At 53.4% G+C, this 21,517-nt stretch carries 17 protein-coding genes and 2 tRNA genes; 6 read left to right on the top strand and 13 right to left on the bottom strand.

Annotated elements, in window-relative coordinates; translation table 11 throughout:
• Positions 1–78: 78 nt before the first annotated feature.
• The 7 genes from AAIR21_RS22355 to nagB form a co-directional block, all read right to left on the bottom strand.
• Positions 79–163 (bottom strand) — tRNA-Leu (locus AAIR21_RS22355).
• 8 nt (positions 164–171) lie between these two features.
• Positions 172–248 (bottom strand) — tRNA-Met (locus AAIR21_RS22350).
• Between the two features lie 227 nt (positions 249–475).
• The gene (gene asnB / locus AAIR21_RS22345; protein WP_010428626.1) at positions 476–2,140 is read right to left on the bottom strand and encodes an asparagine synthase B; all 1,665 of its coding nucleotides are present in this window, start codon (positions 2,138–2,140) and stop codon (positions 476–478) included.
• Between the two features lie 249 nt (positions 2,141–2,389).
• Positions 2,390–3,142, bottom strand: a complete 753-nt coding sequence (gene nagD / locus AAIR21_RS22340; protein ID WP_020884984.1) for a ribonucleotide monophosphatase NagD — start codon at positions 3,140–3,142, stop codon at positions 2,390–2,392.
• Between the two features lie 45 nt (positions 3,143–3,187).
• Positions 3,188–4,408, bottom strand: a complete 1,221-nt coding sequence (gene nagC, locus AAIR21_RS22335) for a DNA-binding transcriptional regulator NagC (protein ID WP_014169139.1) — start codon at positions 4,406–4,408, stop codon at positions 3,188–3,190.
• 8 nt (positions 4,409–4,416) lie between these two features.
• Positions 4,417–5,565 carry an N-acetylglucosamine-6-phosphate deacetylase gene (gene nagA, locus AAIR21_RS22330; RefSeq protein ID WP_044857290.1) on the bottom strand — a complete coding sequence of 383 codons (1,149 nt, stop codon included), beginning with the start codon at positions 5,563–5,565 and terminating at the stop codon, positions 4,417–4,419.
• A 55-nt stretch (positions 5,566–5,620) separates the two neighbouring features.
• Entirely contained in the window at positions 5,621–6,421 is an 801-nt protein-coding gene (gene nagB / locus AAIR21_RS22325; RefSeq protein WP_008501061.1) for a glucosamine-6-phosphate deaminase, read from the bottom strand.
• Between the two features lie 326 nt (positions 6,422–6,747).
• Between nagB and nagE the strand changes: the two genes are divergently transcribed.
• From nagE to chiQ, 4 genes are all read left to right on the top strand, one after another.
• On the top strand, positions 6,748–8,697 hold the full coding sequence (gene nagE / locus AAIR21_RS22320; protein ID WP_183516528.1) for a PTS N-acetyl glucosamine transporter subunit IIABC: 1,950 nt from the start codon (positions 6,748–6,750) through the stop codon (positions 8,695–8,697).
• A gap of 169 nt (positions 8,698–8,866) precedes the next feature.
• Positions 8,867–10,534, top strand: a complete 1,668-nt coding sequence (gene glnS / locus AAIR21_RS22315) for a glutamine--tRNA ligase (RefSeq protein ID WP_025204665.1) — start codon at positions 8,867–8,869, stop codon at positions 10,532–10,534.
• A 446-nt stretch (positions 10,535–10,980) separates the two neighbouring features.
• Positions 10,981–12,378: a chitoporin ChiP gene (gene chiP / locus AAIR21_RS22310; RefSeq protein WP_020884980.1), complete on the top strand. Its 1,398-nt coding sequence runs from the start codon at positions 10,981–10,983 to the stop codon at positions 12,376–12,378.
• Between the two features lie 47 nt (positions 12,379–12,425).
• Complete coding sequence (chiQ, locus tag AAIR21_RS22305) at positions 12,426–12,755, top strand: ChiQ/YbfN family lipoprotein (protein WP_183516661.1); 330 nt, start codon at positions 12,426–12,428, stop codon at positions 12,753–12,755.
• 108 nt (positions 12,756–12,863) lie between these two features.
• Here chiQ and fur read toward each other — a convergent pair whose 3' ends face one another.
• The 4 genes from fur to ybfF all read right to left on the bottom strand — a co-directional run bounded on the left by fur (position 12,864) and on the right by ybfF (position 15,474).
• A complete protein-coding gene (gene fur / locus AAIR21_RS22300) occupies positions 12,864–13,310 on the bottom strand; it encodes a ferric iron uptake transcriptional regulator (protein WP_014169146.1) in 447 nt (148 codons plus the stop codon).
• Positions 13,311–13,598: 288 nt separating this feature from the next.
• Complete coding sequence (fldA, locus tag AAIR21_RS22295) at positions 13,599–14,129, bottom strand: flavodoxin FldA (protein ID WP_008501067.1); 531 nt, start codon at positions 14,127–14,129, stop codon at positions 13,599–13,601.
• 155 nt (positions 14,130–14,284) lie between these two features.
• Positions 14,285–14,572, bottom strand: a complete 288-nt coding sequence (gene ybfE / locus AAIR21_RS22290; RefSeq protein WP_014169148.1) for a LexA regulated protein — start codon at positions 14,570–14,572, stop codon at positions 14,285–14,287.
• Between the two features lie 128 nt (positions 14,573–14,700).
• On the bottom strand, positions 14,701–15,474 hold the full coding sequence (gene ybfF / locus AAIR21_RS22285; RefSeq protein ID WP_014169149.1) for an esterase: 774 nt from the start codon (positions 15,472–15,474) through the stop codon (positions 14,701–14,703).
• A gap of 183 nt (positions 15,475–15,657) precedes the next feature.
• Here ybfF and seqA point away from each other — a divergent pair, with 183 nt between their 5' ends.
• Together seqA and pgm are read left to right on the top strand one after the other, a co-directional pair.
• Positions 15,658–16,206 carry a replication initiation negative regulator SeqA gene (gene seqA / locus AAIR21_RS22280; RefSeq protein ID WP_020884977.1) on the top strand — a complete coding sequence of 183 codons (549 nt, stop codon included), beginning with the start codon at positions 15,658–15,660 and terminating at the stop codon, positions 16,204–16,206.
• Positions 16,207–16,230: 24 nt separating this feature from the next.
• The gene (gene pgm / locus AAIR21_RS22275) at positions 16,231–17,871 is read left to right on the top strand and encodes a phosphoglucomutase (alpha-D-glucose-1,6-bisphosphate-dependent) (RefSeq protein WP_183516527.1); all 1,641 of its coding nucleotides are present in this window, start codon (positions 16,231–16,233) and stop codon (positions 17,869–17,871) included.
• A 69-nt stretch (positions 17,872–17,940) separates the two neighbouring features.
• On the opposite strand, the gene potE is transcribed toward pgm, so the two are convergent.
• Both potE and speF read right to left on the bottom strand, forming a co-directional pair.
• Positions 17,941–19,254: a putrescine-ornithine antiporter gene (gene potE / locus AAIR21_RS22270; RefSeq protein WP_014169152.1), complete on the bottom strand. Its 1,314-nt coding sequence runs from the start codon at positions 19,252–19,254 to the stop codon at positions 17,941–17,943.
• Positions 19,251–21,449, bottom strand: a complete 2,199-nt coding sequence (gene speF / locus AAIR21_RS22265; RefSeq protein WP_020884975.1) for an ornithine decarboxylase SpeF — start codon at positions 21,447–21,449, stop codon at positions 19,251–19,253. The genes potE and speF overlap by 4 nt, the downstream gene beginning before the upstream one ends.
• Positions 21,450–21,517: the final 68 nt, after the last annotated feature.

Genomic DNA, 21,517 nt, shown 5'->3' with positions numbered 1-21,517 from the left:
GAACCAGGGAATGCCGGTATCAAAAACCGGTGCCTTACCGCTTGGCGATACCCCATCCGTGCAACGCTTACCTGGGAATGGTGCGGGAGGCGAGACTTGAACTCGCACACCTTGCGGCGCCAGAACCTAAATCTGGTGCGTCTACCAATTTCGCCACTCCCGCAAAAAAGATGGTGGCTACGACGGGATTCGAACCTGTGACCCCATCATTATGAGTGATGTGCTCTAACCAACTGAGCTACGTAGCCATCTTTTTTTCGCGTTACCTTATCGGCGTTGCGGGGCGCATTATGCGTATAGACCCTTGCAGCGTCAACACCTTTTTCAACGAAAATAGCCGGAATGTGACTGTTTGGTTAGGTTGCGAACAGCGTGACCGAATATTCGGCAATTATTGGTTATTTATCGTTTTTGGGGAGTGAAATAGGGGGCAAAAAAAATCAGGCCCCGCAGGGCCTGATTGGATGCTTTTCGATTACTTATAGGCAGACTGGTGTACGCCTACCGCACGTCCTGATGGATCGTTCATTGACTTGAAAGATTCATCCCATTCAATGGCTTTAGCCGAAGAACAGGCAACGGACGGGCCGCCCGGAACACACTCCGCCGCACTCGGCACCGGGAACAACTCTTCAAAGATTTCGCGGTACAGATACGCTTCTTTGGAGCCTGGTGTGTTGTACGGGAAGCGGAAGCTCGCGGTTTCCAGTTGCTGATCGGAAACCTGTTTTGCCGCCACCTCTTTCAGCGTGTCGATCCAGCTATACCCGACACCGTCAGAGAACTGCTCTTTCTGACGCCATGCCACGCTCGCCGGCAGGTAGGATTCGAAACATTCACGCAGGATATGTTTCTCCATTTTGCCGTTGCCGCACATTTTGTCCTGCGGGTTGATGCGCATTGCCACGTCGAGGAATTTCTTATCCAGGAAGGGAACACGGGCTTCCACCCCCCAGGCAGACATCGCTTTGTTGGCGCGTGCGCAGTCAAACATATGCAGCGCCTGCAGTTTACGTACTGTCTCTTCATGCAGCTCTTTTGCGTTCGGCGCTTTGTGGAAATAGAGGTAGCCGCCAAACACTTCGTCAGACCCTTCACCGGAGAGCACCATCTTGATGCCCATCGCTTTGATCTTACGCGACATCAGGTACATCGGCGTGGAAGCGCGAATGGTGGTCACATCGTAGGTTTCGATGTGATAGATAACATCGCGGATCGCATCCAGACCTTCCTGCACGGTGAAGTGGATCTCATGGTGCACGGTACCGAGATGGTTTGCCACTTCCTGCGCGGCTTTCAGATCCGGTGCGCCTTCCAGGCCCACAGCAAAGGAGTGCAGTTGCGGCCACCAGGCTTCTGAACGTTCCTGATCTTCAACACGACGCGCGGCGAATTTCTTGGTGATCGCGGAGATCACGGACGAGTCCAGCCCGCCGGAGAGCAGTACACCGTAAGGCACATCTGACATCAGGTGGCTTTTAACAGAATCTTCCAGCGCCTGACGCAGTTCGGCTTTATCAGTCACGTTGTCTTTAACCGCATCATAGTCGAACCAGTCGCGCTGATAGTACTGACGGATCTCGCCGTCTTTACTCCACAGGTAACTTCCTGCCGGGAACTCTTTAATGGTGCGGCAAACCGGCACCAGGGCTTTCATTTCTGAGGCGACATAAAAGTTGCCGTGTTCATCGTGACCCATATACAGCGGGATAATACCAATATGGTCGCGGCCAATCAGATAGGCATCTTTTTCGCTGTCGTACAGGGCGAAGGCAAACATACCCTGCAGATCATCGAGGAATTCCGGGCCTTTCTCCTGATACAGCGCCAGGATCACTTCACAGTCAGAACCGGTCTGGAAGGCGTAACGGTCGCCGTACTCGGCGCGCAGCGCCTGATGGTTATAGATTTCACCGTTGACAGCCAGCGCGTGTGTTTTTTTCTCGTTATACAGCGGCTGCGCACCAGCGTTGACGTCAACAATGGACAGACGTTCGTGTGCCAGGATGGCTTTATCGCTGGCGTACACGCCGGACCAGTCCGGGCCGCGATGGCGCATCAGGCGGGACAATTCGAGTGCCTTTTTACGCAGTTCGCCTGCGTCAGTTTTAATATCCAGTACGCCAAAAATTGAACACATAACCTTCTCCGTTAATCCTGTTGCTTTGTAATGTTGCTTGCTTATGAAAATGCCGCAAAGGGGGAGGGCGCGCAAGGGTTTTACGGGATAAAACGGAAATAGTGCAATGCGGATTGCCGAATAGTGAAAAACGAGTACGTCATGAACGCTTTTATTGATGATTATGCAATAAATAGGCTGTTTTGTTAGATGTGGGGTTGTTTATCGGGCGTGAAAATAAAAAACCACGCGCTGAGGCGTGGTTTGGGATCAGATAATATCAATTTCTTCGACGGAGGGATAAATCCAGCTCGGCCGGAAGGGCATGGCGTCAATATCGTCGAGCGTGGAGACACCGGAAAGCACCAGAATGGTTTCCAGGCCCGCCTGGAATCCGGCCAGGATATCGGTGCGCAGGTTGTCGCCGACAATCACCGTTTCTTCAGAGTGGGCCTGCATCTTGTTCAGCGCGGCACGGATGATCCACGGGCTGGGCTTGCCCACGTAGAACGGTTTCCGGCCAGAGATCTTTTCGATACCGGCGCACAGCGCGCCGCAGGCAGGGTAAAAACCACGGCCGTGGGTATCCGGGTTGGTGGCAATAAAACGCGCACCGTTGGCAACAAAGTAAGAGGCTTTGTGCATCATCTCCCAGTTATAGGAGCGCGTTTCGCCAACGATCACAAAGTCCGGGTTCACATCTGTGATGGTAAACCCTGCCTTATATAACTCGTGGATCAGCGCCCCTTCACCCACCACGTAGGCCTTTTTTCCTTCCTGGCGCTTGAGGAAATCAGCGGTGGCCATGGCAGAGGTATAAAACACGCTGTCCGGCACGTTGACGCCTGCTGTGGCAAAGCGGTTTGCCAGGTCCTGACCGGTCTGAGAAGGGTAGTTCGTGAGAAGAACCAGAGGCATTCCTTTGTCGATGATGCGGTGAAGAAACTCCGCAGCACCTGGTACAGCAACGTTGTCGTGCATCAGCACGCCGTCGATATCACAAATTACATTCTTAATGGTCATGGACATTCCGACATCAAAAAAAGAAGGCGTTACTATAAGACCCGATCAACTTTCCAGCAAATGTTGCAACAGAATACCGTTGAGCATCGCGCGTTTAACCAGCGCAAATGCGCCTATTGCTGAGCGATGGTCAAGCTTAGAACGAACGACGGGAAGGTTCTGGCGGAAGGCTTTCAGCGCCTGAGTGTTAATGCAGCCTTCAATGGCGGGCAGCAGGACCTTCTCAGCCTCCACAATCTCACCGGCGATCACCACTTTTTGCGGGTTAAACAGGTTGATGGCGATGGCGATGGTTTTACCCAGATGGCGACCCACCTGCTCAATAACTTCACAGGCCAGCGCGTCGCCTTTGTTGGCGGCTTTGCAGATAGTCCCTATCTTGCAATCGTCCAGCGTGACGCGGCTCTGGTAACCCTGTTCAAGCAGATGGCGCACCCGCTGTTCAATCGCCGTGTTGGCGGCAATCGTCTCCAGACAGCCAAAGTTTCCGCAGTGGCAGCGTTCGCCAAGCGGCTCTACCTGAATATGACCAATCTCACCGACGTTACCGTTGCGGCCAATAAAAATGCGGCCGTTAGAGATGATACCTGCCCCTGTCCCCCGGTGTACGCGCACCAGAATCGAATCTTCACAATCCTGGCTCGCACCAAAGTAGTGCTCTGCCAGGGCCAGAGAGCGGATGTCGTGCCCCACGAAACAGGTCACTTTAAAGCGTTTTTCCAGCGCATCTACCAGCCCCCAGTTCTCAACCTTTATATGGGGCATATAACGGATCACGCCGCTTTCGGGGTCTACCAGGCCTGGCAGGATCACCGAGATCGCAATCAGTTCACGGATTTTGCGCTGACAGCTCTCGATAAAGTGTTCAATGGTATTCAGCAGCGCGTGTTCCAGCGTCTCCTGAGTGCGCTCCGGAAGCGGGTAGTGTTCTTCCGCGATGGCTTTGCTGCTCAGATCATAGAGCGTAAGGGTGGTGTCATGACGACCAAGACGGACGCCGATCGCCTGAAAATTGCGGGTTTCGGTAATAATGGAGATGGCGCGGCGGCCTCCGGTAGAGGCCTGCTGATCGACTTCTTTGATCAGTCCGCGCTCAATGAGCTGACGGGTAATTTTTGTCACGCTGGCGGGAGCAAGCTGGCTTTGTTCGGCTATCTGAATGCGCGAGATTGGCCCGTGTTGGTCAATCAGACGATAAACCGCCGCGCTGTTAAGTTGTTTAACGAGATCGACATTACCGATTTGAGCTTGTCCGCCTGGTGTCATACTTTTACTTACTCAGTGACGACCTCGTTACCATTAACGATGGTCTTGATAATTTTATAATCGTGTGTGAATGCCGTCAGGTTTGCAACCATACCTGGTGCAATTCCGCCAAGCTGTTTATCTACGCCCATCGCGCGCGCAGGATAAAGGGTCGCCATACGCAGGACTTCATCAAGCGCAATCCCGCAATGTTCAACCAGGTTACGCACCCCTTCAATCATCGTCAGGGAGGAACCACTCAGCGTACCGTTTTCATCAACACACAGTCCATTGCGGTAGTATATTGTTTTACCGGCAAAAATGAACTGCTCAATATTTGCCCCTGCCGGTGCGGTGGCATCGGTTACCAGACAGAGTTTGTCGCCTTTCAGGCGCTTGGCGTTGCGAATGTTGGTGTAATCGACGTGCAAGCCGTCAGCAATAATGCCGCAGTAAACGTCCTGCTCATCGAGAATTGCCCCGACCAGCCCAGGTTCACGACCGGTGATATACGGCATCGCGTTGTACAGGTGCGTCGCAAAGGTAATGCCGGCGCGGAAACCTGCTTTCGCTTCTTTTTGCGTTGCGTTTGAATGGCCCGCTGAAACGACAATCCCGGCGGCGGCCAGTTTGCTGATAACGTCAGGTCCCGCGATTTCAGGAGCCAGCGTCACTTTGGTGATCACATCGGCGTTGGCACACAGGTAGTCGACCAGCTCAGCGTCAGGTTTACGCACGTAATCCGGGTTATGCGTCCCTTTTTTCACGATGTTCAGCCACGGTCCTTCAAGATGCAGACCCAGCGCCTGATTAGGGTGTTTTGCCAGGTAGTCGCGCATCACGCGGATACCCTGTTTCATGAGATCATCACTGCTGGTGATGAGGGTTGGCAGATAGCTGGTGCAGCCCGATTTCTCGTTGGCTTTCTGCATGATTTCCAGCGTGTCGACCGTCACCGCCTCCGCGGTGTCATTAAATTGCACACCGCCGCAGCCGTTCAGCTGTACGTCGATGAAACCGGGGGAGATTACTGCTCCATTGAGTGAGCGCTGTTCAATCCCCGGCGGCAGCTCTGCCAGTGGGCAAACACGTTCAATCAGGCCATCGGCGATAACAATCGCATGGTCATCCAGAATATCATGGCCGGTATAAATCCGACCGTGGGTTAAAGCGTACATAACGACCCCCGGTTAAAAAAAGCGGCCGCCTCTTGATGAAGAGGCGGTTATTCAATTACAGACCTTTGATGTTCTCAGCTTCTAACTCGTTGAAGTATTTCAGCGTTTTCACTTTCAGCTCCATCGTGGACGGTTCGTCGCACACGATGACTGATTTTGGATGCAGCTGCAGGCAGCTGATGGTCCACATGTGGTTAACGTTGCCTTCAACGGCAGCCTGGAGCGCCTGCGCTTTCACACCGCCCAGAACCAGAATCATCACTTCTTCGGCATCCAGCAGGGTGCCTACGCCTACGGTCAGGGCGTATTTTGGAACCTGGTTAACATCACCGTCAAAGAAGCGGGAGTTTGCCACGCGCGTGTCATGGGTCAGGGTTTTAATACGCGTACGGGAAGCCAGAGAAGAGGCCGGTTCGTTGAACGCGATATGGCCATCGTTGCCCACGCCACCCATGAACAGGTGGATTTTACCGTAGGAACGGATTTTTTCTTCATACTGACGGCATTCTGCGTCAATATCAGGCGCGTTTCCATTCAGCAGGTTAATGTTTTCAGCCGGAATATCAACGTGATCAAAGAAATTACGGTGCATAAAGCTATGGTAGCTTTCCGGATGATCCTTGGGTAAGCCGACATACTCATCCATGTTGAAGGTCACAACATGTTTAAAGCTAACCTGGCCTGCTTTATGCATCTCAACCAGGGCTTTATACGCGGTCAGCGGCGTGCCGCCGGTAGGAAGGCCGAGAACGAAAGGACGATCGGCGGTGGGTTTGAACGCGTTAATACGGTTAACGATATGACGGGCGGCCCATTTACCGACTTGTTCAGCAGTTGCCAGGGGAATCAGTCTCATTGTTCACCTCAAGAGTTAAAGTAGAAGAGTGGGCGGATGGCTATCGGAACCTGAACTAAGCGTAACCTGGAACCTTTCAGGCCGGATCAATCCGTCTTGATTTTTTGAATGATAAAATAAGTTTTCACTGTTAGCCAGAGAAAGGGAGGGTTATTAACGATATTTGGTGACAAAAATCACAAAAAATACGTGTTTAATTTGCGATACGAATTAATTTTTCACACACTCACAATGCCAGTGAATCATCAACTGTATTTATCGTTGTCGACACAATAAAAACATAGTTTATGCACGAGCCTTAATAAGGGTCTCGTAGGGGGAATAGGATGAATATTTTAGGTTTTTTCCAGCGCCTCGGTAGGGCTTTGCAGCTCCCTATCGCCGTGCTACCGGTTGCAGCACTGCTGCTGCGATTCGGGCAACCCGATCTGCTTAATGTGCCATTTATCGCGCAAGCGGGTGGCGCGATTTTTGACAATCTGGCGCTGATTTTCGCCATCGGTGTGGCATCCAGCTGGTCAAAAGACAGCGCGGGTGCAGCGGCGCTGGCCGGGGCTGTCGGTTACTTCATCCTGACGAAAGCGATGGTGACGATAAACCCAGAAATTAACATGGGCGTTCTGGCAGGTATCATTACCGGTCTGGTCGGCGGGGCTGTTTATAACCGTTGGGCGGGGATCAAACTGCCAGACTTCCTGAGCTTCTTCGGTGGAAAACGTTTTGTACCGATTGCGACAGGCTTCTTCTGTCTGATTCTGGCCGCGATCTTTGGCTACATCTGGCCACCGGTGCAGCACGCTATCCATGCGGGCGGTGAGTGGATTGTTTCCGCTGGCGCAGTGGGTGCGGGTATCTTCGGTTTCATCAACCGTCTGTTGATCCCAACCGGCCTGCATCAGGTGCTGAACACCATTGCCTGGTTCCAGATTGGTGAGTTTACCAACGCCGCGGGCGCGGTATTCCACGGTGATATCAACCGCTTCTACGCAGGTGACGGCACCGCGGGCATGTTCATGTCGGGCTTCTTCCCTATCATGATGTTTGGTCTGCCGGGCGCGGCGCTGGCTATGTACCTGGCCGCACCGAAAGCGCGTCGTCCAATGGTTGGCGGGATGCTGTTGTCAGTTGCCATCACCGCATTCCTGACCGGTGTTACTGAGCCGCTGGAATTCCTGTTCATGTTCCTGGCTCCGCTGCTGTACCTCATGCACGCTGTGCTGACGGGTATTAGCCTGTTTGTTGCAACGCTGCTGGGTATCCATGCGGGCTTCTCCTTCTCCGCCGGCGCGATCGACTACGTGTTGATGTACAACCTGCCCGCGGCGAGCAAGAACGTCTGGATGCTGGTCGCAATGGGTCTGGTGTTCTTCGTTATCTACTTCGTTCTGTTCAGCGCAGTCATTCGTATGTTTAACCTGAAAACACCAGGCCGCGAAGATACGAAAGACGACATCGTTACTGGCGAAGCTAACAGCAATACCGAAGAAGGGCTGACCCAGCTGGCAACCAATTATATTGCCGCAGTAGGCGGTACGGATAACCTGAAAGCTATCGATGCATGTATTACCCGTCTGCGCCTGACGGTAGGTGATTCTGCGCGCGTTAACGATGCCATGTGTAAACGCCTTGGCGCATCCGGCGTGGTGAAACTGAACAAGCAGACCATCCAGGTTATCGTGGGTGCGAAAGCGGAATCGATTGGCGATGAAATGAAGAAAGTGGTTGCCCGTGGACCGATCGCGGCTTCTGCAGCGAACAGCGTGCCAGTGACGGAAGCCCCGGCGGCAAAACCGCAGGCCGTCCCTAACGCAACGACCATTGCCGCGCTGGTTTCACCGATTACCGGTGAAGTGGTTGCGATTGAGCAGGTGCCTGACGAAGCGTTTGCCAGCAAAGCTGTCGGTGACGGTGTGGCGGTGAAACCAACGGACAAAACCGTGGTGTCACCTGCTGCCGGGACCATCGTTAAAATCTTCAACACCAACCATGCGTTCTGCCTCGAAACTGAAAAGGGCGCGGAGATCGTTGTCCATATGGGTATCGATACCGTCGCGCTGAACGGTCAGGGCTTTACTCGCCTGGTGGAAGAGGGGGCCGACGTGGTGGCAGGTCAGCCGATTCTGGAAATGGATCTGGATTACCTGAACGCTAACGCGCGCTCCATGATTAGCCCGGTCGTTTGCAGCAATATCGACGACTTCAGCGGCCTGGTGATTCAGGCGAAAGGTCAGGTCGTTGCGGGCCAGACGCCACTGTATGAGATTAAAGGCAAGTAATCGCTCCTGAGTAGAGTCATGCCTTAAGCGGCGGGGGTTTTCCTCCGCCGCTTTTTTTTGCAGCAATTGCCCCCATTATTTTCTTCAGAGACGTTTTAAGGGTTGTCACTACGTCCGGCTTATAAGATCATATGCCGTTATACGTTGTTTACGCTTTGAGGAATCCACGATGAGTGAGGCTGAAGCCCGCCCGAGTAACTTTATTCGTCAGATCATCGATGAAGATCTGGCCAGTGGTAAGCACACCACAGTTCATACCCGTTTCCCGCCGGAGCCAAACGGCTACCTGCATATTGGTCATGCAAAATCGATCTGCCTGAACTTTGGCATCGCGCAAGACTACCAGGGACAGTGCAACCTGCGTTTCGATGACACCAACCCAGTAAAAGAAGACATCGAATACGTTGAGTCTATTAAGAATGACGTGCAATGGCTGGGCTTCAACTGGTCTGGCGATATCTGCTACTCCTCTGACTATTTTGATCAGCTGTATGCCTATGCGGTCGAGCTTATCAATAAAGGTCTGGCGTATGTCGACGAGCTGTCTGCTGAAGAGATCCGCGAATACCGCGGCACGCTGACCGCGCCGGGTAAAAACAGCCCGTTCCGCGATCGCAGCGTTGAAGAGAACCTGGCGCTGTTTGAAAAAATGCGTGCGGGTGGCTTCGAGGAAGGTAAAGCCTGCCTGCGTGCCAAAATCGACATGGCATCACCGTTCATCGTGATGCGCGATCCGGTTCTGTACCGTATCAAGTTCGCTGAACACCATCAGACCGGTAACAAGTGGTGCATTTACCCGATGTACGACTTTACCCACTGCATCAGCGATGCGCTGGAAGGCATTACGCACTCCCTGTGTACGCTGGAGTTCCAGGACAACCGCCGTCTGTACGACTGGGTTCTGGATAACATCACCATCCCGGTGCATCCGCGTCAGTACGAATTCTCTCGTCTGAATCTGGAATACACGGTGATGTCCAAGCGTAAGCTGAACCTGCTGGTGACCGACAAGCACGTTGAGGGCTGGGACGATCCGCGTATGCCAACCATCTCGGGTCTGCGTCGCCGTGGTTATACTGCCGCGTCTATTCGCGAGTTCTGTAAGCGCATCGGCGTGACCAAGCAGGATAACACCATTGAGATCGCCTCTCTGGAATCCTGCATCCGTGAAGATCTGAACGACAACGCGCCGCGCGCAATGGCCGTCATCGATCCGGTAAAACTGGTTATCGAAAACTACCCGCAGGGCGCGAGCGAAATGGTCTCCATGCCTAACCATCCGAACAAACCGGAAATGGGCACCCGTGACGTGCCGTTCAGCGGTGAAATCTGGATCGATCGTGCTGACTTCCGCGAAGAAGCGAACAAGCAGTACAAGCGTCTGGTGCTGGGTAAAGAGGTGCGTCTGCGTAACGCATACGTGATCAAAGCTGAGCGTGTTGAGAAAGATGCGGAAGGGAATATCACCACCATCTTCTGCTCTTACGACGCTGAAACCCTGAGCAAAGATCCGGCAGATGGCCGCAAAGTGAAAGGCGTGATCCACTGGGTAAGTGCAACACATGCGCTGCCGGTTGAAATTCGCCTGTACGATCGTCTGTTCAGCGTGCCTAACCCAGGTGCAGCAGAAGACTTCCTGGCGACAATCAACCCGGAATCTCTGGTCATCAAGCAGGGTTATGCTGAGCCGTCTCTGAAAGCCGCTGAAGCGGGCAAAGCGTTCCAGTTCGAACGTGAAGGCTACTTCTGCCTCGACAGCCGTCACAGTACCTCGGAAAAACCGGTGTTTAACCGTACCGTTGGTCTGCGTGATACCTGGACTAAAGTCGGCGAATAATAATGCTGCTCTGGTCAATGAGAGACAAACGCCGCGTAATGCGGCGTTTTTTTATTGAATGATCATATCGTTAAGCGCGAGCAAAAATAATGTCTGCGCAATATTCAGGTCAATGTGGTGCTACTTATTTTTCTAAAAAAAGTTTGTATGTTTCTGAAAAGAGTGAAGGCCTGAAAATAGCCAGTAATTTACACAATTACTGGCTTAAATTTAATGACTTGCCCCGCCAAATCTCGTCTCCCGCTAAATGTTACAAAGCACTACTAATTATGTGCACTTCGTCATAATCCTGACTTTTGCCCACGGAAAAGCATTGATAATTCGCGTCGCGAAAAATAACCTAAAGGCGGTAGTTAATTCGAGGGTATTTCTGACTACCCCTGACCTTTTGGTCTTTTATATTTTTCGCCGTTCAGGCGTTTTAATTCGTCAAAGAGGAATAATCTATGCGTACGTTCAGTGGCAAACGTAGTGCGCTGGCGCTGGCTATCGCCGGTGTGACAGCAATGTCAGGCCTGGTGATTGCGCCAGAGGCTAAGGCAGCAGGTTTCATCGAAGATTCTACCCTCACGGGCGGTATTTATTACTGGCAGCGTGAACGTGACCGTAAAGACGTTACCGAAGACAAATACAAAACCAACCTTTCTCACTCTACCTGGAACGCCAACCTCGACTTCCAGTCAGGCTATGCCGCCGATATGTTCGGCCTGGATATTGCCGCGTTCACGGCAATTGAAATGGCGGAAAATGGCGACAGCGGACACCCGAACGAAATTGCCTTCTCGTCCAGCAATAAGGCCTATAAAGAAGACTGGTCCGGCGATAAAAGCGGTATCAGCCTGTATAAAGCCGCTGCGAAATTCAAATATGGTCCAGTCTGGGCGCGCGGCGGATATATTCAGCCAACTGGCCAAACCCTGTTAGCGCCACACTGGAGTTTTATGCCTGGTACTTACCAGGGCGCTGAAGCTGGCGCTAACTTTGACTACGGTGATGCGGGTGCGTTGAGTTTCTCCTATATGTGGACCAACGAATACAAAGCCCCGTGGCATATCGAAATGGATAAGTTTTACCAGAACGATAAAAAGACCAAAGTGGATTACCTCCACTCGCTGGGTGCGAAGTACGATTTTAAAAACGACCTCGTGTTAGAAGCCGCCTTTGGTCAGGCTGAAGGCTATATCGATCAGTATTTTGCCAAAGCCAGCTACAAATTTGATATCGCAGGGAGTCCGTTGAGTACCAGTTACCAGTTCTACGGCACGCGAGACAAAGTCAGCGATGGTGGCGTCAACGATATTTATGACGGCACGGCCTGGCTGCAGGCGCTGACCTTTGGCTACAAAGTGGGTCAGGTGGATTTGCGTCTGGAAGGAACATGGGTGAAGGCGGAAGGGCAGCAGGGCTACTTCCTGCAGCGTATGACCCCGACTTACGCATCTTCCAACGGTCGTCTGGATATCTGGTGGGATAACCGCTCTGACTTCAACGCCGACGGCGAAAAAGCGGTCTTCTTCGGCGCAATGTATGACCTGAAAAACTGGAACCTGCCGGGCTGGGCGGTGGGCGCCTCCTACGCGTATGCCTGGGATGCCAAACCGGGCGACATGGCCACACCGGATGCGTACTACGATCCGAACTACCGTCTGAAAGAGTCCTCTTACAGCCTGGATGCCATCTATACCGTGCAGGATGGACGTGCGAAAGGCACGATGTTCAAGCTGCACTTCACGCAGTATGACAACCACTCTGATATTCCAAGCTACGCGGGCGGTTACGGCAACATCTTCCAGGATGAACGTGACGTGAAATTCATGGTTATCGCACCATTCACTATCTTCTGATGAACGCTCCGGCGGGTTCCGTCCCGCCGGAATGGAGACTGCACATGATGAAAAATATGGTAATCGTCGCGTTGCTGGCCTCGGGGCTGGTGGCTTGCGCCCAGGACCCGGCACCGAAAGAAGATTCTCGCCTGAAGGAGGCTTACAGCGCCTGCATTAACACCGCTGAAGGCTCACCGGAGAAAATTGAAGCCTGCCAGAGCGTGCTGAATGTGCTGAAGAAAGAGAAGGCGCATGAGCAGTTTGCGACGCAGGAAAATGTTCGCGTGATGGACTATCAGGCCTGTATTCAGGCGCGTAAAACCGGTAACGATCAGGAAGTGGCGAAGCGTTGCGACCAGATCTGGAAGGAAATACGCAGTAACAACGGAAATTAATTAAGCGTGTTAAGGCCCGGTGGCGCTGTGCTTACCGGGCTTTTTTTCGCCGGGTGACAGGCAAAAAAAAGCCAACCTTGCGGCTGGCTCAGAGTATGAAAGTTCGACTTATTTGGCGTCGTGTGCGTGATCGTCTTCGCGGCAATCACCTTCAGCACAGTGACCATACAGATACAGGCTATGGTTGGTCAGGCGGATACCATGACGAGCAGCGATTTCACGCTGACGTGCTTCGATGGAATCATCGCTAAATTCAATGACCTTGCCACAATCCAGGCAGATCAGGTGATCGTGGTGCTGCTGCTGGGTCAGTTCGAATACAGATTTACCGCCTTCGAAATTATGACGGGTAACAATGCCCGCGTCATCAAACTGGTTCAGCACGCGATAGACGGTTGCCAGCCCAATCTCTTCACCCATGTCGATAAGACGCTTGTAAAGGTCTTCCGCACTGACATGGTGATTGTCTGGACCCTGAAGCACTTCAAGGATTTTTAACCGAGGAAGCGTAACTTTCAGGCCAGCCTTCTTTAATGCGGTATTGTTGTCAGTCATGCGGAATCTGTCCTGTTGCTAAACGATTCACTTCTGGAGGAAGTGACAGAAAATGCACCTGGAATAATGCGTCTCATTATAGAACTGCCATGGCTAAATGAAAACTGCAAGTCTCAGGCAAAGTATGCTTATAAAAACGTGGTATCACCGACAAACTTACTCAATGGCACCCCATTTTACCTGGGAGACATTGTACAGGTCTGGGCGAAAAAGTTAAAAGATTGTAGCGATTAATTTAATCGTTTGACCCGGTTCCTGGGCGCAACCGGGGTTGCGCCACAATAACAATCAGGCGTTAAGAATATCGTCCAGGTGCAGTTCTTCGCGGATCTGCTTCACCCACTTCTCAACGCGCTCTGCGGTCAGTTCTGGCTGACGGTCTTCGTCGATCGCCAGACCCACGAAGTGGTCGTCATCGGCCAGGCCTTTAGACGCTTCGAAGTGGTAACCGGCAGTCGGCCAGTGGCCTACGATAACTGCACCATTCGGTTCAATGATATCGCGGATAGTGCCCAGCGCGTCACAGAAGTACTCAGCGTAGTCTTCCTGATCGCCGCAGCCAAACAGGGCGACCAGCTTGCCGTTGAAGTCCACTTCTTCCAGCGTCGGGAAGAAATCATCCCAGTCACACTGGGCTTCACCGTAGTACCAGGTTGGGATACCCAGCAACAGGATGTCATAGCCTTCGAGATCTTCTTTGCTGCTCTTGGCGATGTCATGCACATCGGCAACGTCTTTACCGAGCTGTTTTTGAATGTTTTTTGCGATATTTTCGGTATTGCCGGTATCACTGCCGAAGAAAATGCCGATGATTGCCATGAGTAAAATAACCTCTTGAAACTTAATGGTATGGTGGCGCAATTTGTCCACGGATAAGGGCAATAATAGCAGAACTGGCAACCCCGCGGAAACAGCTATCGCGCAGGACTGCACTCTGTGCTACATGAAAAGGGTAATAAAGGGGATTTTCAGACTTATGCCTGGCGGCGCAACGTCTCAAGCTGGGCGATCAACATCTCTTCAATGAGCTCGCTACGGCTGATATTACGCGCTTCAGCCAGTTCGTTAAGCGCATCGACGGCGTCGGCATTGAGCTTCAGTTCGACACGCTTAAGCCCACGATTTTTATCGCGTTTAAGCTGGTTGCGTTTATTAATACGCAGCTGTTCATCGCGCGAAAGCGGATTCGTTTTCGGTCGTCCCGGTCGACGCTCATTCGCGAACAGATCTAGTGTCGTACGGTCCGTTTGTTCTTTGGCCATGATTCTGAGACTTCGGGGGAAACAAGCCGCCCTGCTATTGCCCGGGCGATGAGCGCGCCATCATACATCACCAAAAACGGCACGCCAACGACTGGAAGCCCGCAACCTTCCAGTCGCTCTCTTTTTAATCAATTCGCAGTATCAGAGAGATAGCGTCGGATGGCGCGTAACACGGCGTCAGGTTTTTCCGCGTGAACCCAGTGTCCGGCACCGGCGATGACATGGGCGCGGGCCTGCGGGAATTGCGCCAGCAACGTGTCGCGGTAGGCGTCGGTGACATAAGGGGAGTTACCGCCGCGAATAAAGAGGGTAGGGTGTTGCCAGGCGGGCACCGTATCCCAGCCGACGATGTTGTTGTACTGCGCCCAGAGTACCGGCACGTTGAAACGCCACTGGCCGTCGACAAACGACTTCAGCAGAAACTGAATAACGCCTTCTTCATTTAGATGTTCGCGCATGACGGCTGTGGCCTGTTGGCGGGTTGAAACCCCAGCCTCTGTCACCGCATTGATGGCAGCAAAAATGTCGTCATGACGGCGCACGTCGTAATCCACCGGGGCAACGTCGATCACGACCAGACCGTTGATTCTGTCCGGTGCCAGCGCCGTCAGGGCCATTACCGCCTTGCCGCCCATAGAATGCCCGATGAGCGTCACCTTCTGAAGATGGTTGGCATCAAGCGTATCGAGCAGATCCTGGGCCATTGCCGCGTAGGTCATCTCCTCTGAACGCCCGGAAAGACCGTGATTTCGCATATCGACCTGCAGAATATCGTGATCGGTAACCAGATCGCGCGCCAGCACCCCCAGGTTATCCAGGCTGCCAAAAAGCCCGTGAACCAGTACGATGGGAGAATTATTGTTCGGCGATTGTGCAGTTTGCGCTCGGGTATTCAATTTCATGGCAAAGTTCTTTTTTTACGTATGTCAGGTTAGGGTATCATGTTGACCATTCTGCCGCCCGGCTGCAAGGTTCCAGTTTAATCTGACTTTTGCCGCCAACCTGGTTTGACGCTATCCGCTGTTGGAATTTAACTTTATAATCCCAACGACTTGTATTCAGATAAGATATCGCACTGGATTAAGATGAAAACAATCGAAGTTGATGACGAACTCTATCAGTATATTGCCAGCCAGACGCGGCATATCGGGGAGAGTGCGTCCGACATTTTACGGCGCATGCTTAAAATTTCCGCCGCCTCACAGCCTGCTACCCCAGTCACTAAAGATGTCGTGTCTCAACAAAACGTTGTTGCACAAGCAAAACCTGCCGTCGCGCAAGTGAAAGACAAAGTACGTGCGATGCGCGAGTTGCTGCTCTCTGATGAGTACGCCGAGCAGAAAAAAGCGGTTAACCGCTTCATGCTGGTGCTGTCTACACTCTATTCACTGGATAACAAAGCGTTTGCTGAAGCGACCGAGTCGCTGCACGGTCGTACCCGCGTCTATTTCGCGGGCGACGAGCAAACGCTGCTGCAAAATGGCAACCAAACCAAACCTAAACATGTCCCGGGCACACCGTACTGGGTCATCACCAATACCAATACGGGCCGCAAGTGCAGCATGGTTGAACACATCATGCAGTCCATGCAGTTCCCGGCGGAATTGATTGAAAAGGTTTGCGGTACAATTTAACCCTTGCATCAGAAGGACCCGGTAATGGCAAATCACAGCCGTGCAGGCCAACCTGCACAACAAAGCGATTTGATTAACGTCGCTCAGCTGACCGCGCAGTATTACGTGCTGAAACCGGTCGTGGGCAACGCAGAACACGCAGTGAAGTTTGGTACATCTGGCCACCGCGGTAGCGCGGCGCGCCATAGCTTTAACGAACCGCACATTCTGGCTATTGCTCAGGCCATCGCGGAAGAGCGCGCTAAAAACGGCGTTACCGGTCCGTGCTATGTGGGAAAAGATACCCATGCTCTGTCTGAACCGGCGTTCATTTCCGTGCTGGAAGTGCTGACGGCGAATGGCGTTGACGTCATTGTTCAGGAAAATAACGGCTTCACGCCGACCCCTGCGGTCTCTAACGCGATCCTTGTCCACAACAAAAAAGGCGGCGCGCTGGCTGACGGGATTGTGATCACCCCATCACACAACCCGCCGGAAGACGGTGGGATCAAATACAACCCGCCTAACGGTGGACCGGCAGACACGAACGTCACGAAAGTGGTTGAAGATCGTGCCAATGCGCTGCTGGCGGATGGACTGAAAGGGGTGAAACGCCTCTCTCTGGATGCGGCCATGGCATCCGGCCATGTGAAAGAGCAGGATCTGGTGCAGCCATTTGTGGAAGGTCTGGCGGATATCGTCGATATGGCGGCCATCCAGAAAGCCGGTCTGAAGCTGGGCGTTGACCCTCTCGGCGGCTCCGGTATCGAATACTGGAAACGCATCGCAGAGTATTACAAGCTGAACCTGACCATCGTTAACGATCATGTTGATCAGACCTTCCGCTTTATGCACCTGGATAAAGACGGCGCAATCCGTATGGACTGCTCTTCCGAGTGCGCGATGGCGGGCCTGCTGGCGCTGCGTGATAAATTCGACCTGGCGTTTGCCAACGACCCGGATTATGACCGCCACGGTATTGTCACCCCGGCAGGGCTGATGAACCCGAACCATTATCTTGCGGTTGCCATCAACTACCTGTTCCAGCATCGTCCGCAGTGGGGCAAAGAGGTGGCTGTAGGTAAAACGCTGGTCTCCTCGGCGATGATTGACCGCGTGGTTGAGGCGCTGGGCCGTAAGCTGGTGGAAGTACCGGTAGGCTTCAAATGGTTTGTTGACGGTCTGCACGACGGCAGCTTCGGTTTTGGCGGTGAAGAGAGCGCGGGCGCATCCTTCCTGCGTTTCGACGGCACGCCATGGTCTACCGATAAAGACGGGATCATCATGTGCCTGCTGGCGGCGGAAATCACCGCTGTCACCGGTAAAAATCCGCAGGAACACTATAACGAACTGGCGGCACGCTTTGGCGCGCCAAGCTATAACCGTATTCAGGCTGGCGCGACCTCCGCGCAGAAAGCAGCGCTGTCTAAACTCTCTCCGGAGATGGTTAGTGCCAGCACGCTGGCCGGTGATCCTATCACGGCCCGTCTGACGGCGGCCCCGGGTAACGGTGCCTCTATCGGTGGTCTGAAAGTGATGACCGAAAACGGCTGGTTTGCCGCGCGTCCATCCGGTACGGAAGATGCGTACAAAATCTATTGTGAGAGCTTCCTCGGTGACGAACATCGTAAGCTGATTGAGAAAGAAGCGGTAGAGATTGTCAGCGAAGTGCTGAAAAACGCGTAAATCGCTGTGGGCTAATGCCCTCACGATGCAGTCAAAACGGCAACCTGGGGTTGCCGTTTTGCTTTTGCATTAACTGTGTTTATTTTTCAATTCAAACCGCGGTGATACCAGACCGTACAGCGTCCAGCCCATAAAGGTCACCATCGCACCATATAGCATGGCTTCCTGGCCGGAAGAGTAGAGCGCATAGAAGCTGTAAATTGCCCCAATCAGCGCCACAATATTCGCCACCCTCGCTTTGCCTGCGTCCACCTTCGCCACCTTCTGAATGATGACCAGCGCCGCCATCGACAGAATATACGGAATGATATTGGTCACTACCGCCAGGTTGACCAGCACGTTGAACTGGCTGTTCAGCGACGGGCTGATGGTCATCAAAGATAACCCACTCTGGAAGATAACAATCGCCAGCATGCCCTGAACCGGTGCCTCTGCTTTGCTGACCCGGGAGAAGATTTTTGGGAAATACCCTTCGTCAGCGGACGATTTAAAGACCTGAGCGATGGTGAACTGCCAGCCGAGGAGCGAGCCGCAGCAGGACATCACCATCAGCCCCATGATCACTTTCCCGACACCCGGCGTAAACATCTGCGCAAAGGCCAGACCGAACGGTGCCGTGGAACTGGCAAGATCCATGTTCGGTACAATCCCTGCAATCACGTTGGTTGAGACAATGTAAATGGCCGCAGCGCCCAGCGTACCGCCAAGCACGGCAATCGGTACGTTCTTCTCCGGGTTTTCCACCACTTCGGCGTTAGCACACGCAGATTCCAGCCCCAGGAAGGCCCACAGCGTCATGGCGATGGAAGAGCCCACTGCGGTGAAGAACGGAACATGGTGTGGGTTCCAGGAGTTGACGTACAGCGTGGGGCTAAACCAGAACCAGCCGATGATGCACAGCCCAACCACCGGGATAATGACCCCCCAGACGGTAATACTGCTGATCTGTCCGGTAATGCGCGCGCCGCCAAAGTTAGCCACGGTGCAGATCCACAGCACGCCGATGGTCGCCAGCCCGATTTGCACCGGGGTCAGCGCCACACCGAATAGCTCAGTACCGTAACCCACGGCGGAAATGGCAATCGCCACGTTAGCGATCAGCAAAGAGACGCCGTAGGTGTAGTTGGCCATGAAGTTCCCGGATTTGCCAAAGGCATATTCGGCGTAGCCGCCCATCCCGCCGGGCTTGCGGCTGAACATACCGCACTTGGCGAATGCCCAGGCCAGTGCCATTGACCCCACGGCGGTCACCATCCAGGAGATAATCGAAATGGTTCCTACTTCCGCAAGCTTGGTGGGCAGCATGATGATCCCGGACCCCATCATGTTTACCATGGTGAGAATGGTCAGCTGCACCACGCCCATTTTATTGGACTTGCTCATAATTTTTCTCCTTTCAGCAGCGATGGCTGAGCGGCAGCGTGTTTGATGACGTTACAACGAACCTGTTTACGACCGTCACACTCCTCAACGTAAACGCCCTGCAGTTCCGGCGCGAAGCCCGGTAAAAGGTTGATACCCTCTTCCAGCGCAGCAAAGTAGCGCAGCACGGAACCGCCCCAGACTTCACCCGGCACAACGCACAACACCCCCGGTGGATAAGGAAGGGCACCTTCGGCGGCAATGCGACCTTCCGCATCGCGCAGCGAGACCAGCTCGACCTCACCCCGCAGGTAGGCATAGTTCGCCTCTTGCGGGTTCATCATGACGCGCGGGAAGTGAGACTTGCGGAACATCTCTTTTTGCAGCTGCTTCACGTTGTGGCGGGCGTACAGCTCATGCATTTCCTGGCAAATCTGGCGCAGGGTGTAATCTGCATAGCGCTCCGGATACTGTTTACAGACAGAAGGCAGTACCTCTTTGAGAGGGGCATCCGTCTCGAGCAGTTTTTCGAAGCGTACCAGTTGCGCGACCAGTTGCTGCAGTTTGCCCATATCCTCGGCAGGCGTGAGCAGGAACAGGATGGAGTTGAGATCGCATTTTTCCGGCACGATGCCGTTTTCACGCAGGAAGTTGGCGAGAATAGTGGCGGGGACGCCGAAATCCTCGTACTCACCGGTCCTGGCGTTAATACCCGGCGTGGTCAGCAGCAGTTTGCACGGGTCGATAAAATACTGATGTTCGGCATAGCCTTCGAAGGCGTGCCAGTGTTCACCGGGCACGAAGTGGAAGAAGCGCAGGTCCGTGGCAATCTCAGCGGTGTCCCAGCTTTCCCACGGACGGCCATCAACCAGTTCCGGCACGAATGGGCGAAGATACTGGCAGTTCTGCAGGATCAGCTTACGGGCTTCGATACCGGTCACCACGCAGTCCATCCACATGTTGCGGCCGCTCTGGCCCTCATGCATGCGGGCGTTGATGTCCAGTGCAGCAAACAGCGGATAGAACGGGCTGGTGGACGCGTGCATCATGAAGGCATTATTCAGCCGCTTATGCGGAACATAGCGCTGCTGGCCTTTGATGTGGCTGTCCTTCTTGTGGATTTGCGAGGTCTGCGAGAAACCGGCCTGCTGTTTATGGACTGACTGGGTGACCAGAATCCCCGGATCGTTTTCATTCAGTTCCAGCAGCAGCGGAGAGCAATCGGCCATCATCGGAATAAACTGCTCGTAACCCACCCAGGCAGAGTCAAACAGGATGTAGTCGCACAGATGGCCGATGTTATCCACGACCTGGCGAGCGTTATAGATGGTGCCATCGTAGGTACCCAGCTGGATCACCGCCAGGCGGAACGGACGCGCGTCGCGGGCACGGCCCGGCGCCACTTCGGATACCAGCTCACGCAGATAATTCTCCTCGAAGCAGTGGGCGTCGATGCCGCCAATAAAGCCGTACGGGTTACGTGCGGTTTCCAGATAGACCGGCGTTGCGCCCGCCTGAAGAAGTGCTCCGTGGTGGTTGGATTTATGGTTGTTGCGATCGAACAGGACCAGGTCGCCCGGAGTGAGAAGGGCGTTGAGCACCACTTTGTTGGACGATGAGGTTCCGTTCAGCACGAAGTAGGTTTTATCGGCATTAAAGACTTTCGCCGCATGCTGCTGCGCAATGCAGGGTGCCCCTTCGTGGATCAGCAGATCGCCCATCGCCACGTCGGCGTTGCACAGGTCTGAGCGGAAAAGGGTTTCGCCAAAGAAATCGACAAACTGATTGCCGGCAGGGTGACGGCGGAAGAATTGCCCGCCCTGGTGACCCGGACAGTCGAAGGCGCTGTTACCCTGTTTGACATAGTCGACCAGAGCCCGGAAAAACGGCGGACGCAGTTGGGTTTCATACTTTTGTGCGGCCGCTTCCAGTTGGCGTCCGTGGAAGTCGTTGCTGGTGTCTGATGCTTCGAATACGCCGTGGATCCGCGATAAATACTCTGCCGGGATAATTTCTTCTTTATGCGTCGCGACAAAAACAGGAATGCCAAATCCGGTTGCTTCTATTTCTTCTATACGACCAGTGAAAATATCGCTGACGGCCAGAACAATGGCGGCAACATCAATATAATCCGTGGCGTTGATATCCACCAGTTCACGGTGAGTGGTAAAGCAATCAGGGCAAGCGCGGCTGGCTGCAATTTTTAAACTTTTCATCTTTCTCTCTTTATTTTAGGTAATAACAGTCCCTCGATTTCTTGCAGAAAAGAAATCGATAATATGCC

The organism is Enterobacter sp. PTB, from assembly GCF_051130085.1.
Classification (GTDB): Bacteria; Pseudomonadota; Gammaproteobacteria; order Enterobacterales; family Enterobacteriaceae; genus Enterobacter; species Enterobacter ludwigii.
This window is presented reverse-complemented; position numbering and strand designations above follow the sequence as displayed.